Raw genomic sequence first — 15,605 nt, forward strand, 5'->3', positions numbered from 1 at the left:
CCAAGATGCCGGTGCGGGAGCGGATCGTGCAGTTCGCGCAGGGGCTGGTCGATCACGAGCAGGAGGCGGTGGGAATCCTCTCGTACGAGAGTCTGGTCGTTCCGGGGCTTCTGCAGACCCGTGACTACTGCCGTGCAGTCTTCAGCTACCGGTATCCGGCCCTCGGGAGCGAGACGTCCGAGCAGTGGGTGGACGCCCGCATGGAGCGGCAGTTGGTCTGGCAGCGGGAACGGCCGCCCGTCGGTCACTTCATCATCGAGGAGAGCGTCCTGCGGCGGAAGGTCGGGGGCCCGGAGGTGATGCGGGAACAGATCCGGCAGATCCTGGAGTACACCGAGCCGGTTCACATGAGCTTTCAGATCATGCCCGAGGACCGGACACCGCACGCCGGTCTCGGTGGCCCCATGGTCCTGCTGGAGACACCCGAACACGAGCGTCTGGCGTATCTGGAAGTGCAGCGGGTCAGCTTCCTCGTGGACGACCCCGACGAGGCCAGCGACTATCACCACAAGTATGGAATGCTGCGGTCACAGGCCCTCTCACCCGATGAGAGCGTGCGCCTCCTCGACGGACTGCTAGGAGACCGATGAGCACCGCACTTCAGTGGTTCAAGTCCAGCTACAGCAGCAGCGAAGGCGGCAACTGCGTCGAGGTCGCCGCCACGTCCGCGACGGTCCACATCCGTGACTCCAAGACCCCCGACGGTCCCGTACTCACCGTCTCCCCCTCCATCTGGAGCGAGTTCCTTGACCGCGTCACCCGCGACTGAGCAGACCGACTGGGTCCTCGTCACCTCGTACGAGAACGTACCGGGACGCCCCCGTCCCCTCGCCGCCCTCTGCGCTTGACTGCGTGAACGCGGCATCGACTGGATGCCGTTCGCGGAAGCAGAACTCCGCTGGGACCTCGCGTGTCGGCGGGAGGCCGACGGGCACTGGCGTGGGTGGATCGGCCTGTCGGTCGACGCCCGCGCCCTCTGGCGGCTCGGTCTGCACCCGGATCAACCGTCCTCCGTCGTCAACGGACCGTCTCCGCCCGCCTGGTGGCATGCCGCCGGGCTGCGTTACGCCACCGCCGGCCGGGTCGCGCCAGGCTCGCGGCGCTTCGGTACCGGCAGCAGCCACCACGCCGACACCACCGACAGGACCGCGCCCACCGCGATGCCTTCCAGGCGGGTGGGCAGCAGGGACGCGGCGTCCTGGCCGAAGTAGCCGAGGAGGAGGGAGAGGGCGCAGGTCATACCGGCCGCCCAGTAGGCGTAGCTGAGGGGGCGCAGCCAGAGAGCGACGGCGAGGGTCGCGAACATGAGGGTCACCGCGGTGTGGCCGGTGGCGCCGACGGCCGCCACGCCCGCCGCCAGGAGCGTGCCCGCGCAGGCGCCGGCCAGCCGCTCGATTCCCTTGCGCAGTACGTCGGTCCGGCCACGGTTGCCGCTCGCGGCGACGTAGGCCGTCAGCACGACCCAGGGCCAGTGGTCGTCGAAGAGCAGGTGACCGAGGACGAAGGCGGTGGCGATCCCGGCCGCCATCTGGAGTGCCATGCGGGTGCTGGGGCGCGGGTTGAGGCGGGAACGGCGTGAGGGCGGGTCGGGGGTCGGGTCCGGGCGCCAGGGGCCGAAGCGGTCGCCCAGGGACTGCACCAGCCAGACCGAGCCGCACGCCATGGCCCCGATCAGCGCCGACCAGCCCCAGGTCACCAGCCCGCTCTGTGCCTCGGGCGGCAGCGCGGGGCCGGGGACCACGAGCAGGGCGACCAGCGGGAGGGCGATCAGTGTGCCGGCCTTGGTGGCGGCCGGGCCGTAGCGGCGGATCCAGATGGCCAGCGCCATCCCGGCCGTGTAGACGGCCGCGCCCGCCGCGTAGTGGGAGGCGAGCAGGCGGCCGACGAAGATCGAGACGGCGGCCGTCGCGGGCAGCAGCACCAGTGAGATCAGCCGTCGGCGGGTGTCGGCGGTGCGCTGGGTCGAGGCGAGGGTCAGGGTGAGGGCGACCGCGAGGACCAGCACGTCGGTGTGCAGCCCCGCCGTTCCCTCCAGTGCCAGCGCGGCTCCCCAGGAGAGCAGCACGGCCGTCATCGTCAGCCCGGCTTCGTACGCGTTGCGTATGAGTTTGACGGTCACGAGCCGAGAGTACCGGGCAAGTCTCACAGTCAATAGTAAGTATTCGCGTACGATCCGTCGCCATGGACCACCTCACCGAAGCCGCCCGTATCCGTCGTGCCGTCCTCCGGTTCAACCGTCGGCTGCGGCAGGAGCGCGGGGAGGGGAGCCTCAGTCCCAATCAGCTGTCGGTGCTCGGCCATCTGTACCGGCACGGGCCGTCCACGCCCGGCGAGGTCGCGGCGGCCGAGCGGCAGCGGCCGCAGTCGCTGACCCGGGTCTTCGCGGAGCTGGAGGCGGAGGGGCTGGTCGGGCGGGCGCCGGACCCGTCGGACCGGCGGCAGTCGGTGCTGAGCCTGACCGGGGCGGGGCGGCGGGCGCTGGAGGACGACATGGCGCAGCGGGACGCCTGGCTGGCGGGGGCCCTCGGGTCGCTGAGCGAGACCGAGCGCGGGGTGCTGATGCTCGCCGCCGCCGTGATGGAGCGGCTGGGGCAGGCGGACTAGGTCAGAAACCGCCGCCGAAGTCCCCGCTGTCGCCGCCCCCGCCGCCGAAGTCCCCGCCGCCGCCCCCGAAGTCGCCGAAGTCCCCGGGGTCGAAGTCCCCGCCCGAGACGTCGCCGCCCTGGTAGCCGGCGGTGTCGAAGCCGCCGAAGTCGCCGTATCCGGTGCCGTAGTCGGCCGCGTAGGCGGGGGCGGACATCCAGCCGCCCAGGGCGGTGCCGATGAGGAGGCCGGGGAGGATGCCGCCGCCGAAGTAGCCGCCCGCCCAGGGGCCGTAGGCCGGGCCCGCGTCCCAGTAGGGGCGGCGGCCGTAGTCGGTGTCGACCTCGCGGACCGCGGGATCGCGGCCGTCGGCCAGGCGGGTGGCGTCGGCCGCGCAGACCGGGACCTCGCGGGGCGCGCCGCCGGCCGGGGTCCAGGTGGCGTCGGTGACCGAGGGGCCGTGCCGGGGGTCGAAGAAGCAGGGCGGGCGGCGCTCCGGGAGCGGGCGGCCCTCGCGGCGGGCGGCCAGCTGGGCGAGCGAGAAGCGGCCGTCCTCCAGCGCCTGGGTGACCGCCCGGACGTCCTCGGGTCTGCGGGCGTCGGCCATCGCGGACTTCGCCTGGTCGTAGGCGTTCAGCGCGCGCTCGTAGTCGGCGCGCATCGCGTCGTCGGCGCGCGGCTCGGCCGGGTGGAAGTCGAGGCGGTCCAGTTCCTCGCCGAACGCGGTGATGTCCTCGTCCACGACCACCCGGAGCCGGTCCAGGGCGGCCCGCCGCTCCTCCTCGTGGCGCCGGCGGTTGCGGCGGACCAGCGCGTACGCGCCCGCCCCGCCGGCCACGACCACGGCTCCGATCGCGATCAGCGCCGTACCGGAGACGCCCGAGCCGCCCGTGCTGCCGCCGCCCCAGCTCGCGGGGGCCTTGCCGCCCATGTTGGCCAGGGCGCGGTCGGTGAAGTCGGTCAGCTGGGTCTTCGCGCTCTCGCCCTGGACGCTGGTGACCAGGTTCTGGACGGCCGTCCGGGGCAGCACCGAGGAGTCGGCGCGGGCGTCGAAGCGGTCGCCGAGGCGGACGGCGTAGAGGCCGGTGATGCCGGTGGCGGTGCGCAGGTCCGTGAAGAGGTTCTTGGTGGGGTAGCCGGCGGGCAGGACGGCGACGAACAGGGGCTTGTCCGCGTCCTTGATCTGCCGGGCCAGCGCGTCGGCGTCGGCCGTGGAGAGCTGGGCGGCGGCGGCCGGGTCGACGTACACCGGGTTCTTGCGCAGGGCGTCGGCGACCGCCGAGACGCCGGTGGCCGCGCCCGCCCGTGGGGCGGGCGCGGCCACCAGGGCGGCCAGCGCCAGCGCAAGCGCCAGGAACAGCAGCCCCGGGAGGCTTCGGGTGGTCCGTCGCACCGCCTTCATGCTTCGAAACTACCCCGAAGCCTCCCCGGGAGCGCTGTCCTCCTACGCTGCCCGGTACGCCTCCGTCAGCTTCTCCACCGCTGCCGCGTACCTGCCGGTCAGCAGCAGGTGGTCCGCGTCGGCGAAGGGCTTCGAGACGGCCGCCGTGACCGCCTGCCCGATCTTCGCCTGGACCAGCAGCCGGGCCTTGCCGATCAGCTTCCGCCCCGCCGGGTCGGAGCCCGCCCGTTCGGCCGCCTTCGCCGCCACGCCGAGCGCCCTCAGGGTGGCCTCGCCGCCCTTGGGGGCCTTGGTCAGCGTGGTCAGACCCCAGCCGTAGGGGTACTGCGGGTCGTACGACGCGTCGCCCACGTTGATCGGCAGCTGCGCCTCGGACTTCGGCCAGGTGACCGGGAGCTGCCCGGTGAAGGCCTTCTTGCCGTAGAGCACGTCGGCCACGCCGTCGCCCTCCGTGCCCGGCAGCCAGGACGCCACCAGGGCGTCGATCTCGCCGAGCCGGTCGCCGATCAGCTGCGGGCGCCCGGAGACGACCAGCACCGCGCACTTCATGGCCGCGCAGACCTTGTCCACGGCGGCCTGGTCGGTGGCGGACAGCACGAGGTCGTTGCCGTTGCCGACGTCTCCGACGCCCTCGGCGTACGGGGTCTCGCCGACCACGACCACGCCCACGTCGTAGCCGCTCGTCGGCGCCGAGGCGTCCTTGGAGTAGGTGACGTCTCCCCCGGCGTTCTTCATGCCCTGAAGGATGGTGGTGCCGGTGGTGTGGGTGCCGGACTGGCCCTGCCAGGTGATGGTCCAGCCGCCGGTCTGGTTGCCGAGGTCGTCGGCGTTGGACCCGGCGACGTACACCTTCTCCGACTTCTTCAGGGGCAGGACGCCGCCGGAGTTCTTCAGCAGCACCTGCGACTCGGCGGCCGCCTGCCGGGCGACGGCCCGGTGCCCGGCGGAGCCGATCTTCGAGGCGTTGCCCGTCTCGGCGTACGGGTGCTCGAAGAGGCCCAGCTTGAACTTCTGGGTGAGGATGCGGGACACCGCGTCGTCGACGCGCCGCTCGCTGACGCCGCCCGCCTTCACCTGGGCGATCAGGGTCTTCGTGAAGTCCTGGTAGCTGTACGGCACCATCATCATGTCGACGCCCGCGTTGACGGCCGTGCTGACGTGGGACGCGTAGTCGCCCGGGAGCTGGTCGATGGCGTTCCAGTCGCTGATCACGAAGCCCTGGAAGCCCATCCGGCCCTTGAGCACCCCGTTGATCATGTCGGCGCGGGCGTGCATCTTCACCGGGCCCTGGCCGTCGCCGACGATGTCGAGCGAGGAGTACGACGGCATGACCGTGCCGACGCCCCGGTCCACGGCGGTCTGGTACGGCGCCAGGTGGATGGCCTCCAGCTGCTGCCGGGTGACCGTGGTGACGCCCTGGTCGGTGGTGTAGGTGCCGGTCGTGGACGAGCCGTAGGCGGTGCCGCCGTCGCCGACGAAGTGCTTGGCGGTGGCCAGGACCTTGTCGTCGTCCTTCAGGTCCCGTCCGTCGGCGCGCCCCTGCAGACCCTGGATGACGGTCTCCATCGACTTCACCAGCGCCGGGTCCTCGCCGAAGGACTCGTAGGAGCGGCCCCAGCGTTCGTCACGGGTGACGCAGAGGCAGGGCGCGAAGTCCCAGGAGACGCCGGTGGCACGGACCTCGGAGGCGGTCACCTCGCCGGCCTTCTCGGCGAGCCCGGGGTCGCGGGTGGCGCCGATGCCGATGTTGTGCGGCAGGATCGTGGCGCCGGCCAGGTTGTTGTGGCCGTGGACGGCGTCGGCGCCGTAGATGAGCGGGATCTGGTAGCGGGTCGCCTGCGCCCGGAGCTGGAAGTCGTCGATCATCTGCGCCCAGGCCGCGGCCGTGTTGGGCGTGGGGGTCGAGCCGCCGCCGGAGAGCAGCGAGCCGAGGTCGTACGCGGCGACGTCACCGCCGGTGCCCACGGCACCGCGCTCGGCCTGGGTCATCTGGCCGGCCTTCTCCTCCAGGGACATCCGGGAGAGGAGGTCGGCGACCCGCTTCTTCACGGGCAACTTGCTGTCCAGGTACGGCAGTCCGTGCGCGTCGACGACGACCTGCGGGGTCTCCGCGGGGGCCTTGGCGCCGGTGACCGTGAGCTTCAGCGGGATGGTCTCCGCCGACTCGGCCGAACGGTCCTTCAGCGTCGGCACCTTGATGGTCTGCGTGGCCCCGGAGGCCGTACCGGCCGGGAAGGTGAGGGTGCCGGAGACCGCCTGGTAGTCCTTGCCGGCCTCGGCGGTCCCGCCCGTCGTCTCGTACGCGACGGTGACCGGGTCGTCGATGGGGGCGGAGCCGGTGGTGGCGACGGTGACCTTCACGGTCGCCGTGCCGCCCTCCTTCACCGGGTACACGGCCGCGTCGGTGGTGACCGACGCGCGCAGCGCCTGGTCGGCCTTGCCGTACAACTCCACGTCGTCCATGGCGAAATGACCCTGCACGCCGACCGGGAGGGTGACCGCGTAGCCCCACATCTGGGTCAGGCCGAGGACGTGGTCGATGCCGCCGACCGGCTGGTAGTCGGTCCGGTAGACGAAGTCGGTGAACGGGATCTCGATCTGCTTCCAGCCGGTGAAGTCGTCGGTGAAGGACGTCGTCCACAGCTCGGAGGCCTCGCCGTTGGCGCCGCCGTCCTTGATCTCGAAGGCGATCTTCTTGCCGTTGTCCTGGCCGTCCCACCAGAAGCGGATGCCCTGGTGCGCGGACCAGTCGTGGGCGGGCTCGGTGGCGGCGAAGTCGTGGGTGAAACCGCCGTAGCCGCTGATGTCGTAGGTCCCGGAGAGGACCTTGGCGCCCTCGGGGGCGTCGGCGCGGTCGGCGAGCTGGAGCGCGGGCGGGTCGTCGCTGTCGCCTCCCCAGGTGAAGATGCCCTCGGCGGGCTGGGAGGCGAAGGGGACCTCGCCCTCGAAGCGGTCGACGGGGGTGGGGGCCGGGTCGTCGGCGGCGCTGGCGGCGGACAGGGGGATCAGGGCTGCGAGCAGTGCGGTGGAGACGAGCAGGGCGGCTCTTGGCATGGACCTTCCCTCGACTCTCTGGTTCACTCTGGGCTCTCACAGTTCACTCATGGCTTAGATCACGTCGTGAGTTAACTAACGGCTCGCACCCCCGTCAAGACGTCCCGTCAGGAAGGGCGATGTGCCCATGAGGAGAACCCCCCACACACTGCGCCTGTTGCTGGCCGGGCTGCTCGCCGCGGCCGGCTTCAGCGCCGTCGTACCGCCGGCGCACGCGGCCGGCGAGCAGGTCACCGCGTACCTCACCACCACCGACGACTCCGCCGGACGCCACGTCACCCGCGGACTCCAGGCGCAGACGCCGTTCGCCTTCTCCTCCGGGACCGGGGGCGGCGGCACGAACATCACCGTCGACGAGAACACCCGCTACCAGACCTTCACCGGCGGCGGCGCGTCCTTCACGGACACCGCGGCCTGGCTGATGAACAGCAGCGGGGCGCTGTCCCAGGCCACCCGGGACGCCACCATGCAGAAGCTGTTCTCGCCGACGAACGGCATCGGGCTGTCGTTCCTGCGCAACCCGATGGGCGCCTCGGACCTGGCACGGTACGGGTACACCTACGACGACGTACCCGCCGGGCAGACCGACCCGAACCTCAACGGCTTCTCGATCGCGCACGACCTCGCGGACGTCGTGCCGCTCACCAGGCAGGCGCTGCAGCTGAATCCCTCCCTGACTGTCATGGCCTCGCCATGGACGGCGCCGGCCTGGATGAAGGACAGCGGTTCGCTCAACGGGGGCTGGCTCAAGTCCGAGGACTACGCCGCCTACGCGGCGTACTTCGTGAAGTACATACAGGCGTACCAGGCACAGGGCGTCAAGGTCTCCTACGTGACCCCGCAGAACGAGCCCACCTGCTGTTCCGGCTACCCGTCGATGAGCTGGAACGCCTCCGGGCTGCAGTACTTCCTCAAGAACGACCTGCTGCCGCAGCTCCAGTCGGCCGGCCTGTCCACCAAGGTCCTCGCGCACGACTGGAACTGGGACGTGTACGACTCCTACGCGTCCGCCCTCGTCAACGACGCGACGATCCGCAACCACCCCAACTTCGGCGGGATCGCCTGGCACGGCTACGGCGGTGACGTCTCCGAGCAGACCACCGTGCACAACCAGTACCCGACGCTGGACGCCTTCGGCACCGAGCACTCCGGCGGCACCTGGGTCGCCGACCAGCAGAAGGAGGACATGTCCAACATCATCGACTACACCCGCAACTGGGCGAAGTCGGTGACCAAGTGGTCGCTGGCCGTGGACCAGAACATGGGCCCGCACAACGGCGGCTGCGGCACCTGCACCGGCCTGGTCACCGTGCACAACGGGGACGGCGCGAGCGGGACGGTCGACTACACGGTCGAGTACTACGACATGGGCCACCTGACCAAGTTCGTACGGCCCGGCGCGCAGCGGATCGCCTCCACCGCGTCCAGCACCGTGCCGAACGTGGCCTGGCGCAACCCGGACGGGTCGAAGGCGCTGATCGCCTACAACGGCTCGTCGAGCGCGCAGACGGTGACCATCGACTGGGGTTCGCAGCACGCCACCTACGCGCTCCCCGGCAAGACCTCGGCGACCTTCACCTGGTCCGGCACCCAGTCGGGCGGCGGCAGCCAGACCGGTGCGTTCGTGGGGCTCGCGAGCAAGTGCCTGGACGTGGCGGGCGGTTCGACCGCGAACGGGACGGCCGTCCAGCTCTACGACTGCAACGGCACCACCGCCCAGCAGTGGACCGTGCAGTCCGACGGGTCGATCCGGGCGCTCGGCAAGTGCCTCGACGTGACGTCGGCGTCGACGGCGGACGGGGCGAAGGTGCAGTTGTACGACTGCAACGGCACCGGTGCGCAGCAGTGGTCGTACAACTCGTCCACCGGTGACGTGGTGAACACGGCGGCCGGCAAGTGCCTGGACGTCACGGACAACTCGTCGGCGAACGGGGCGCGGGCGCAGATCTGGTCCTGCACGGGCGCCGCCAACCAGAAGTGGCACCTGCAGTAGGCGAACCCACCCAGGGGGCTCCGCCCCCTGGACCCCCGGGCCTTCGCCCACCCACCACCCGACTCGGTCGGGAGAAAGGTGAGAGGTGAGGCCCGCCCGGCGTCCGGCACGGCCGGGGGGCAGCCGGACGCCGGCTTCCGCCTACTCGGCCGGCTCGACGCCCGCGCGCAGCAGGCCGTACGTGTACGCGTCCTCCAGGGCCTGCCAGGAGGCGGCGATGACGTTCTCCCCGACGCCCACCGTCGACCATTCGGCGCTGCCGTCGGAGGTCGAGATCAGCACGCGGGTGGTGGACTCGGTGCCGTGCTTGCCCTCCAGGATGCGGACCTTGTAGTCGACCAGGTCCAGCTTGGCGAGCTGCGGGTAGATCTTCTCGAGGCCCACGCGCAGGGCGCGGTCGAGGGCGTTGACCGGGCCGTTGCCCTCGGCGGTGGCGACGATGCGCTCGCTCTTGGCCCAGAGCTTGACGGTGGCCTCGTTGGCGTGGGTGCCGTCGGGGCGGTCCTCGACGATGGCCCGCCAGGACTCGACGCGGAAGTAGGAGCGGGGTTTGCCCTCGACCTCGGCGCGCAGGAGGAGTTCGAAGGAGGCGTCGGCGGCTTCGTAGGTGTAGCCCTTCAGCTCGCGTTCCTTGACGCGCTCCACCACCCGGCCGACCAGTTCGCGGTCGCCGCCGAGGTCGACGCCGAGTTCCTTGCCCTTGAGCTCCACCGAGGCGCGGCCGGCCATGTCGGAGACCAGCATGCGCATGGTGTTGCCGACCAGGGCCGGGTCGGTGTGCTGGTAGAGGTCGGGGTCGACCTTGATCGCGGAGGCGTGCAGGCCGGCCTTGTGCGCGAAGGCCGAGACACCCACGTACGGCTGATGCGTCGAGGGCGTCAGGTTGACGACCTCGGCGATGGCGTGCGAGATCCGGGTCATCTCACGGAGCCGGCCCTCGGGCAGTACCTGCTTGCCGTACTTCAGCTCCAGGGCGGCTACCACCGGGAACAGGTTGGCGTTGCCGACCCGCTCGCCGTAGCCGTTCGCCGTGCACTGGACATGGGTGGCGCCGGCGTCCACGGCGGCCAGGGTGTTGGCGACCGCGCAGCCGGTGTCGTCCTGGGCGTGGATGCCGAGCCGGGCGCCGGTGTCCGCGAGGACGGTGGAGACGACGGCGTTGACCTGGGCGGGGAGCATGCCGCCGTTGGTGTCGCACAGGACGACCACGTCGGCGCCGGCCTCGGACGCGGCGCGTACGACCGCCTTGGCGTACTCGGGGTTGGCGCGGTAGCCGTCGAAGAAGTGCTCGCAGTCGACGAAGACCCGGCGGCCCTGGCCCTTCAGGAAGGACACGGTGTCGCGGACCATCTCCAGGTTCTCGTCGAGGGTGGTGCGCAGTGCCAGCTCGACATGCCGGTCGTGGGACTTGGCGACCAGTGTGATCACCGGGGCGCCGGAGTCCAGCAGCGCCTTGACCTGGGGGTCGTCCGCGGCCTTGGCGTTCGCCCGGCGGGTGGCGCCGAAGGCGACCAGCTGGGCGTGCCTGAAGTCGATCTCCTGCTGGGCGCGGGCGAAGAACTCGGTGTCCCGGGGGTTGGCGCCCGGCCAGCCGCCCTCGATGAAGCCCACGCCGAAGTCGTCCAGGTGCCGGGCGATGGCCAGCTTGTCCGCGACGGTGAGGTTGATGCCCTCGCGCTGCGCGCCGTCGCGCAGCGTGGTGTCGAAGACGTGGAACGAGTCGTCCAGCTCGTTGGTTTCCGTCTCGGTCATGGTCTCAAGGCTCCTGATGTCGAATCTCGGTCGTACCGGAATGACCGGCTCCACCGTCCCTCCATGGTCCCTCGCGCCTGCCTTCCGGCTGAAGGTGGGCCGGAAAACGAAAAAACCCCTCGCGGGTGCGAGAGGTCTGCGCGCGGGTCGAGGACGACGATGGCCACCCGTACCTGGTCGTACGTGGTGGTCACTGCGGACCGGCGCGCCTGCTGCCAATAATCATGGCGAACGAGAGCACGGAGGCAGTCTGGCACAGCCCTGCCCCCGACTCACTCACTGTCTCAGCATGCGGTCGTCACGGACGGTGACATACACCACAGGTGTGACGGTTCCCGACCGCAGATGCCTGACGAACGCGTCCTGTTCGCCGCCGGTGCGGCCGTGCGGGTTGAGCGTGCCGTCGCAGGAGGCGAAGGCGACCCGGCCGGCGGTGACACCGCCGGGGGCCACGTACCCTTCGGGGGCGACCGATCGCACCACCGAATCCGGGCCAATCGCCCTTATTGCATACAACCCGGTCGGAAGGTCACGCGTCCGCGAGGAGATCCGCTTCCAGGAACTCGCGTACGTGGCCGAGAACCTGTGTCCGGTCCGTGCCGCGCAGGCCGATCGCCACGTGGATGGAGAAGCCGTCGAGCAGGGCGCGCAGCCGGGCGGCGAACCGGTCGGGGTCGACGGGCCGGAACTCGCCGCGCGAGATGCCCTCCGCGACCAGCGCCACCAGGTCGCGGTGCCAGGCGCCCTCGATGGCGGCCTGCCGGTCGCGGGCCGCCTCGTCGGCGTTCTGCGAGCGGTTCCAGACCTCCAGCCAGAGCGTCCAGTGCGGATCCCGGTGCCCGTCGGGGACGTACAGGTCGACGTAGGCGTCGAGGCGTTCGCGGGCGGTGCCGCGCCGGGTGAGCAGTCGGCCGCGTTCGGCGCCGAGCCTGCCCTCGCTCCACTCCAGGGTCTGGAGCAGGAGTTCGTCCTTGGAGTGGAAGTAGTAGAGGAGATGGCCGCTGCTCATGCCGACCTCGCGGCCGAGCGCGGCCATGGTGAGCTTCTCCAGGCCCCGTCCGGCGATCATCGTCATGGCGGCGGCGAGCACGTCCTCGCGGGGCGGGGCCTGTCTGCGCCCACCGGCCATCTTCGGCTCCTCGAACGGCGACTGGAACTGGATCTTCCAGAACTAGATCTTCGGCTGCTGCTGGGTGATGCAGTGGATGCCTCCACCCCCCGCGAAGATCGTACGGGCGTCCACCAGGGTGATCGTCCGTTCGGGGAAGAGACGGCGGAAGATCCCGGCGGCGATCTCGTCGCGCGGGTCGTCGAAGCCGCACAGCACGACCCCGCCGTTGCAGAGGTAGTGGTTGATGTAGGAGTAGTCGGCCCAGTGGCCGTCGGCCTCCAGGACGGTCGGGGCCGGCACCTCGACCACCTCCAGGGTGCGGCCGCGTGCGTCGGTCTGGGACCGCAGCAGGCCGATGACCTCCTTGGACACCTCGTGGTCCGGGTGCGCGGGGTCCGGCTGGGAGTGCGCGACCACGACTCCCGGGCGGGCGAAGGCGGCGACGATGTCGACATGGCCGAGGGTGCCGAAGCCGTACGGGGGGTAGTCGCCGGTGAGGCCGCGGGGCAGCCATACCGCCTTGCGGGTGCCGAGCATCCCGTGGATCTCGGCCTCGACCTCCTCCCTCGTCCAGCCCGGGTTGCGCTCGGGGCCGAGCTGCACGGTCTCGGTCAGCAGGACGGTCCCCTCGCCGTCGACGTGGATCGCACCGCCCTCGTTGACCAGCTTCGAGGCGTACGTCCGCGCGCCCGCGAGGTCCGAGACATACGCGGCGATCTTCGCGTCGTGCTCCCAGCGGGCCCAGTGCTGGGCGCCCCAGCCGTTGAACGTCCAGTCCACGGCGGCCAGTTCACGCCCGTTGGTGAGGAAGGTGGGCCCGATGTCCCGCATCCAGGCGTCGTCGAGATCCCGCTCGACCGTGTCGACGCCGGGGCCGAGCAGCGTCTGCGCCTCGGCCGACTGGCCGGGGCCGCACACGACGGTCACCGGTTCGAAGCGGAGGACGGCCCGGGCCACCGACGCCCAGGCCATCCGGGCGGCGATGAGGTCGTCGGCGGCGTCGAAGGTGGGGTTGGGGCCCGGCCACGCCATCCAGGTGCGCTCGTGCGGGGTCCACTCGGCGGGCATCCGGAAGCCGTCGGAGGCAGCCTTGTTCATGGGGGTCCTTAGAGGCTTTGACGTTCAGAGGAAGTACAGGCGGTTGAGGGAGACGGAGTCGGCGGGCTCCGAGCGCAGCGGTTCGCCGTCGAGGGTGACCAGGCCGGTGCGCTGGTCGACGTCGACCGCTCCGGTACGGGAGTTGCGCCGCAGGTCGGCCGGGCCGATGCCGCGGGTGCCGCGGACGGCGACCCGGCGGCGCCGGGTGGGCATGGTGTCGTGTCCCTGGTCGAGGGCGGCCTGGGCCACGAACGCGACGGAGATGTCGGCGGGGGTGGCGCCGTGCGCCCCGAACTGGGGGCCGAGGACGAGGGGTTCACAGGTGTCGGTGGCCGCGTTCGGGTCGCCGGTGACGCCGAACGCCGGGAAGCCGGCCTTCAGCACCAGCTGCGGCTTGGCCCCGAAGTACTCCGGGCTCCACAGCACGATGTCGGCGAGCTTGCCGACCTCGATCGAGCCGACCTCGTGGGCGAGGCCGTGGGCGATGGCCGGGTTGATGGTCAGCTTGGCCATGTACCGCAGCACGCGCTCGTTGTCGTGGCCGTCGTCCGGGGCGCCCAGCTCGGCCTTCATCTTGCCGGCCATGGCGAAGGTACGGCGGACGGTCTCGCCCGCCCGGCCCATGCCCTGCGCGTCGGAGGAGGTGATGCCGATCGCGCCCAGGTCGTGCAGCACGTCCTCGGCGCCCATGGTCCCGGCGCGGATGCGGTCGCGGGCCATGGCGGCGTCGCCGGGCAGGTCGGTCTTCAGGTCGTGGACGGAGACGATCATCCCGTAGTGCTCGGCGACCGCGTCCCGGCCGAAGGGCAGGGTGGGGTTGGTGGAGGAGCCGATGACGTTGGGGACGCCGGCCATCTTCAGGACGTTGGGCACGTGTCCGCCGCCGCAGCCCTCGATGTGGAAGGCGTGGATGGTGCGGCCTTCGAGGACCCGGAGGGTGTCCTCGACCGACAGGCACTCGTTCAGCCCGTCGCTGTGCAGGGCGACCTGGACGTCGTGCTCCTCGGCGACCCGCAGGGCCGTGTCCAGCGCCCGCGTATGGGCGCCCATGTCCTCGTGCACCTTGAAGCCGGAGGCGCCCCCCTCGGCGAGGGCCTCGATCAACGGGGCTCGGTGCGAGGACGAACCGCGCCCGAGGAAGCCGATGTTGACCGGCCAGGCGTCGAAGGCGCTGAACGCGTGCTTCAGCGCCCAGGGCGAGTTGACGCCGACGCCCCACACCGGCCCGAACTCCTGCCCGATGACCGTGGTCACGCCGGAGGCCAGCGAGGCCTCCATGATGCGCGGCGACAGCAGATGGACGTGCGTGTCGACGGCCCCGGCGGTGGCGATGAGCCCCTCGCCGGACACGATCGAGGTGCCGGTGCCGACGACGACGTCGACCCCGTCGAGGGTGTCGGGGTTCCCGGCCCGCCCGATCGAGCGGATCCGCCCCTCGCGGATCCCGATGGAGACCTTCCGGATCCCCAGCACGGCGTCGATGACGACGACGTTGCTGATCACGACGTCACAGGTCTCGCGGACGGCGGCGGCCTTGAGGTGCAGCCCGTCCCTGGCCGTCTTGCCGAAGCCGGCCAGGAACTCGTCGCCGTAGCGCTGGGAGTCGTCCTCGACGCGGATCACGAGGCCCGAGTCCCCGAGGCGGACGCGGTCGCCGGCGCGGGGGCCGTGGGTGGCCGCGTACTCGTGCGGGGTGAGGCGGCGTGCCTCGGCGGGATGACCTCCGGGGCGGCTCATCGACCGGCCTCCTGCTCTCGAGTGCCCAGGTATCCGCAGGCGGCGGCGCGGCGCAGCGCCTCCTCGCGGGCGCCGGGCGCGTCCAGCGGCCCGTCGACGAGCCCGGCGAAGCCGATGGCGACCCGGCCGCCGCCGATCGGGACGAGACCGACCTCGTGCGACTCCCCCGGCCCGAACCGCACGGACGACCCGGCGGGCACGGCGAGCCGCAGGCCGTAGGCGGCGGCGCGGTCGAAGTCGAGGCGCGGGTTGGCCTCGAAGAAGTGGAAGTGCGAGGTGACGGAGACGGGGACGGCAGCGGTGTTGGTGACCGTGAGCCGTACGACGGGCTCCGGGTCGGCGTGCTCGGGCCCCGGCAGCAGCGCACCGGGCGCGTCCTCGTCCAGTCCCCCGCCTCCGATCGGGTCGGTGACCACAGCGAGCCGCGAACCGTCGTCGAAGACGGCCTCGACGTGCACCTCGGTGACGATGTCGGCGACGCCGGGCAGCACGTCGGCCGGGCCGAGGACGGAGCGGGCCGCCTCTATCGCCTCGGCGAGCCGCCGGCCGTCCCGGGCGGCCTCGCAGACGGTGTCCGCGATCAGCGCGGTGGCCTCCGGCACATTGAGCCTGAGGCCCCGGGCGCGGCGGGCACGGGCCAGCTCGGCGGCTCCGAAGAGCAGCAGCCGGTCACGTTCCGTGGGGGTCAGTCGCACGCCCGGCACCTCCTTCACTTCCTCTTGCCTCGACTTAGAGCAACACTCTAAATGCCGGATTGTGAGAAGGGAACCGTTGCCATAGATCGCCAGGTCACCCACATTGAACGTCGCTCTAACGCGTAGACGGCCGTCGAAGGAGACCAGCCATGCCGATAGAACAGCGCGGAGTCGACACGA

13 protein-coding genes are annotated in these 15,605 nt (G+C 71.3%); 4 read left to right on the top strand and 9 right to left on the bottom strand.

Annotated features, from left to right (window positions below):
- A partial coding sequence (locus tag ACZ4UV_RS47845; protein ID WP_467848042.1) for a DUF5753 domain-containing protein occupies positions 1-590 on the top strand: 590 nt, incomplete at its 5' end.
- Entirely contained in the window at positions 587-769 is a 183-nt protein-coding gene (locus ACZ4UV_RS47850) for a DUF397 domain-containing protein (protein ID WP_467848047.1), read from the top strand. The genes ACZ4UV_RS47845 and ACZ4UV_RS47850, both read left to right, overlap by 4 nt.
- A 294-nt stretch (positions 770-1,063) precedes the next feature.
- Here ACZ4UV_RS47850 and ACZ4UV_RS47855 read toward each other — a convergent pair whose 3' ends face one another.
- Positions 1,064-2,119: an FUSC family protein gene (locus ACZ4UV_RS47855; RefSeq protein WP_467848052.1), complete on the bottom strand. Its 1,056-nt coding sequence runs from the start codon at positions 2,117-2,119 to the stop codon at positions 1,064-1,066.
- Positions 2,120-2,181: 62 nt separating this feature from the next.
- Here ACZ4UV_RS47855 and ACZ4UV_RS47860 point away from each other — a divergent pair, with 62 nt between their 5' ends.
- Positions 2,182-2,604 (top strand): MarR family winged helix-turn-helix transcriptional regulator, encoded by a 423-nt coding sequence (locus ACZ4UV_RS47860; protein WP_467848056.1) that lies wholly within the window; start codon positions 2,182-2,184, stop codon positions 2,602-2,604.
- Between the two features lies 1 nt (position 2,605).
- On the opposite strand, the gene ACZ4UV_RS47865 is transcribed toward ACZ4UV_RS47860, so the two are convergent.
- Together ACZ4UV_RS47865 and ACZ4UV_RS47870 are read right to left on the bottom strand one after the other, a co-directional pair.
- Entirely contained in the window at positions 2,606-3,985 is a 1,380-nt protein-coding gene (locus ACZ4UV_RS47865; protein ID WP_467848061.1) for a hypothetical protein, read from the bottom strand.
- Positions 3,986-4,027: 42 nt separating this feature from the next.
- On the bottom strand, positions 4,028-7,039 hold the full coding sequence (locus ACZ4UV_RS47870) for a glycoside hydrolase family 3 protein (protein ID WP_467848067.1): 3,012 nt from the start codon (positions 7,037-7,039) through the stop codon (positions 4,028-4,030).
- A gap of 127 nt (positions 7,040-7,166) precedes the next feature.
- Between ACZ4UV_RS47870 and ACZ4UV_RS47875 the strand changes: the two genes are divergently transcribed.
- A complete protein-coding gene (locus ACZ4UV_RS47875) occupies positions 7,167-9,032 on the top strand; it encodes a ricin-type beta-trefoil lectin domain protein (protein WP_451020081.1) in 1,866 nt (621 codons plus the stop codon).
- 141 nt (positions 9,033-9,173) lie between these two features.
- Here ACZ4UV_RS47875 and cimA read toward each other — a convergent pair whose 3' ends face one another.
- The 6 genes from cimA to ureA all read right to left on the bottom strand — a co-directional run bounded on the left by cimA (position 9,174) and on the right by ureA (position 15,425).
- Positions 9,174-10,784 carry a citramalate synthase gene (gene cimA / locus ACZ4UV_RS47880; protein WP_451023176.1) on the bottom strand — a complete coding sequence of 537 codons (1,611 nt, stop codon included), beginning with the start codon at positions 10,782-10,784 and terminating at the stop codon, positions 9,174-9,176.
- A gap of 276 nt (positions 10,785-11,060) precedes the next feature.
- Positions 11,061-11,264: a hypothetical protein gene (locus ACZ4UV_RS47885; RefSeq protein ID WP_451023175.1), complete on the bottom strand. Its 204-nt coding sequence runs from the start codon at positions 11,262-11,264 to the stop codon at positions 11,061-11,063.
- A 49-nt stretch (positions 11,265-11,313) separates the two neighbouring features.
- Positions 11,314-11,913 carry a TetR/AcrR family transcriptional regulator gene (locus ACZ4UV_RS47890; RefSeq protein WP_451023174.1) on the bottom strand — a complete coding sequence of 200 codons (600 nt, stop codon included), beginning with the start codon at positions 11,911-11,913 and terminating at the stop codon, positions 11,314-11,316.
- Between the two features lie 42 nt (positions 11,914-11,955).
- Entirely contained in the window at positions 11,956-12,993 is a 1,038-nt protein-coding gene (locus tag ACZ4UV_RS47895) for an agmatine deiminase family protein (protein ID WP_467848083.1), read from the bottom strand.
- A 24-nt stretch (positions 12,994-13,017) separates the two neighbouring features.
- A complete protein-coding gene (locus ACZ4UV_RS47900) occupies positions 13,018-14,730 on the bottom strand; it encodes an urease subunit alpha (RefSeq protein WP_451019368.1) in 1,713 nt (570 codons plus the stop codon).
- Positions 14,727-15,425 (bottom strand): urease subunit gamma, encoded by a 699-nt coding sequence (gene ureA / locus ACZ4UV_RS47905; protein WP_467848093.1) that lies wholly within the window; start codon positions 15,423-15,425, stop codon positions 14,727-14,729. The genes ACZ4UV_RS47900 and ureA overlap by 4 nt, the downstream gene beginning before the upstream one ends.
- Between the last annotated feature and the right edge of the window lie 180 nt (positions 15,426-15,605).

This window comes from Streptomyces sp. NPDC028289 (assembly GCF_055565975.1).

Excerpts from the sequence above, each read along its gene's own strand:
- ACZ4UV_RS47870 (WP_467848067.1), bottom strand. The coding sequence starts at position 7,039 with ATGCCAAGAGCCGCCCTGCTCGTCTCCACCGCACTGCTCGCAGCCCTG.
- ACZ4UV_RS47900 (WP_451019368.1), bottom strand. The coding sequence starts at position 14,730 with ATGAGCCGCCCCGGAGGTCATCCCGCCGAGGCACGCCGCCTCACCCCG.
- cimA (WP_451023176.1), bottom strand. The coding sequence starts at position 10,784 with ATGACCGAGACGGAAACCAACGAGCTGGACGACTCGTTCCACGTCTTC.
- ACZ4UV_RS47895 (WP_467848083.1), bottom strand. The coding sequence starts at position 12,993 with ATGAACAAGGCTGCCTCCGACGGCTTCCGGATGCCCGCCGAGTGGACC.
- ACZ4UV_RS47860 (WP_467848056.1), top strand. The coding sequence starts at position 2,182 with ATGGACCACCTCACCGAAGCCGCCCGTATCCGTCGTGCCGTCCTCCGG.
- ACZ4UV_RS47875 (WP_451020081.1), top strand. The coding sequence starts at position 7,167 with ATGAGGAGAACCCCCCACACACTGCGCCTGTTGCTGGCCGGGCTGCTC.
- ACZ4UV_RS47850 (WP_467848047.1), top strand. The coding sequence starts at position 587 with ATGAGCACCGCACTTCAGTGGTTCAAGTCCAGCTACAGCAGCAGCGAA.
- ACZ4UV_RS47865 (WP_467848061.1), bottom strand. The coding sequence starts at position 3,985 with ATGAAGGCGGTGCGACGGACCACCCGAAGCCTCCCGGGGCTGCTGTTC.
- ACZ4UV_RS47890 (WP_451023174.1), bottom strand. The coding sequence starts at position 11,913 with ATGGCCGGTGGGCGCAGACAGGCCCCGCCCCGCGAGGACGTGCTCGCC.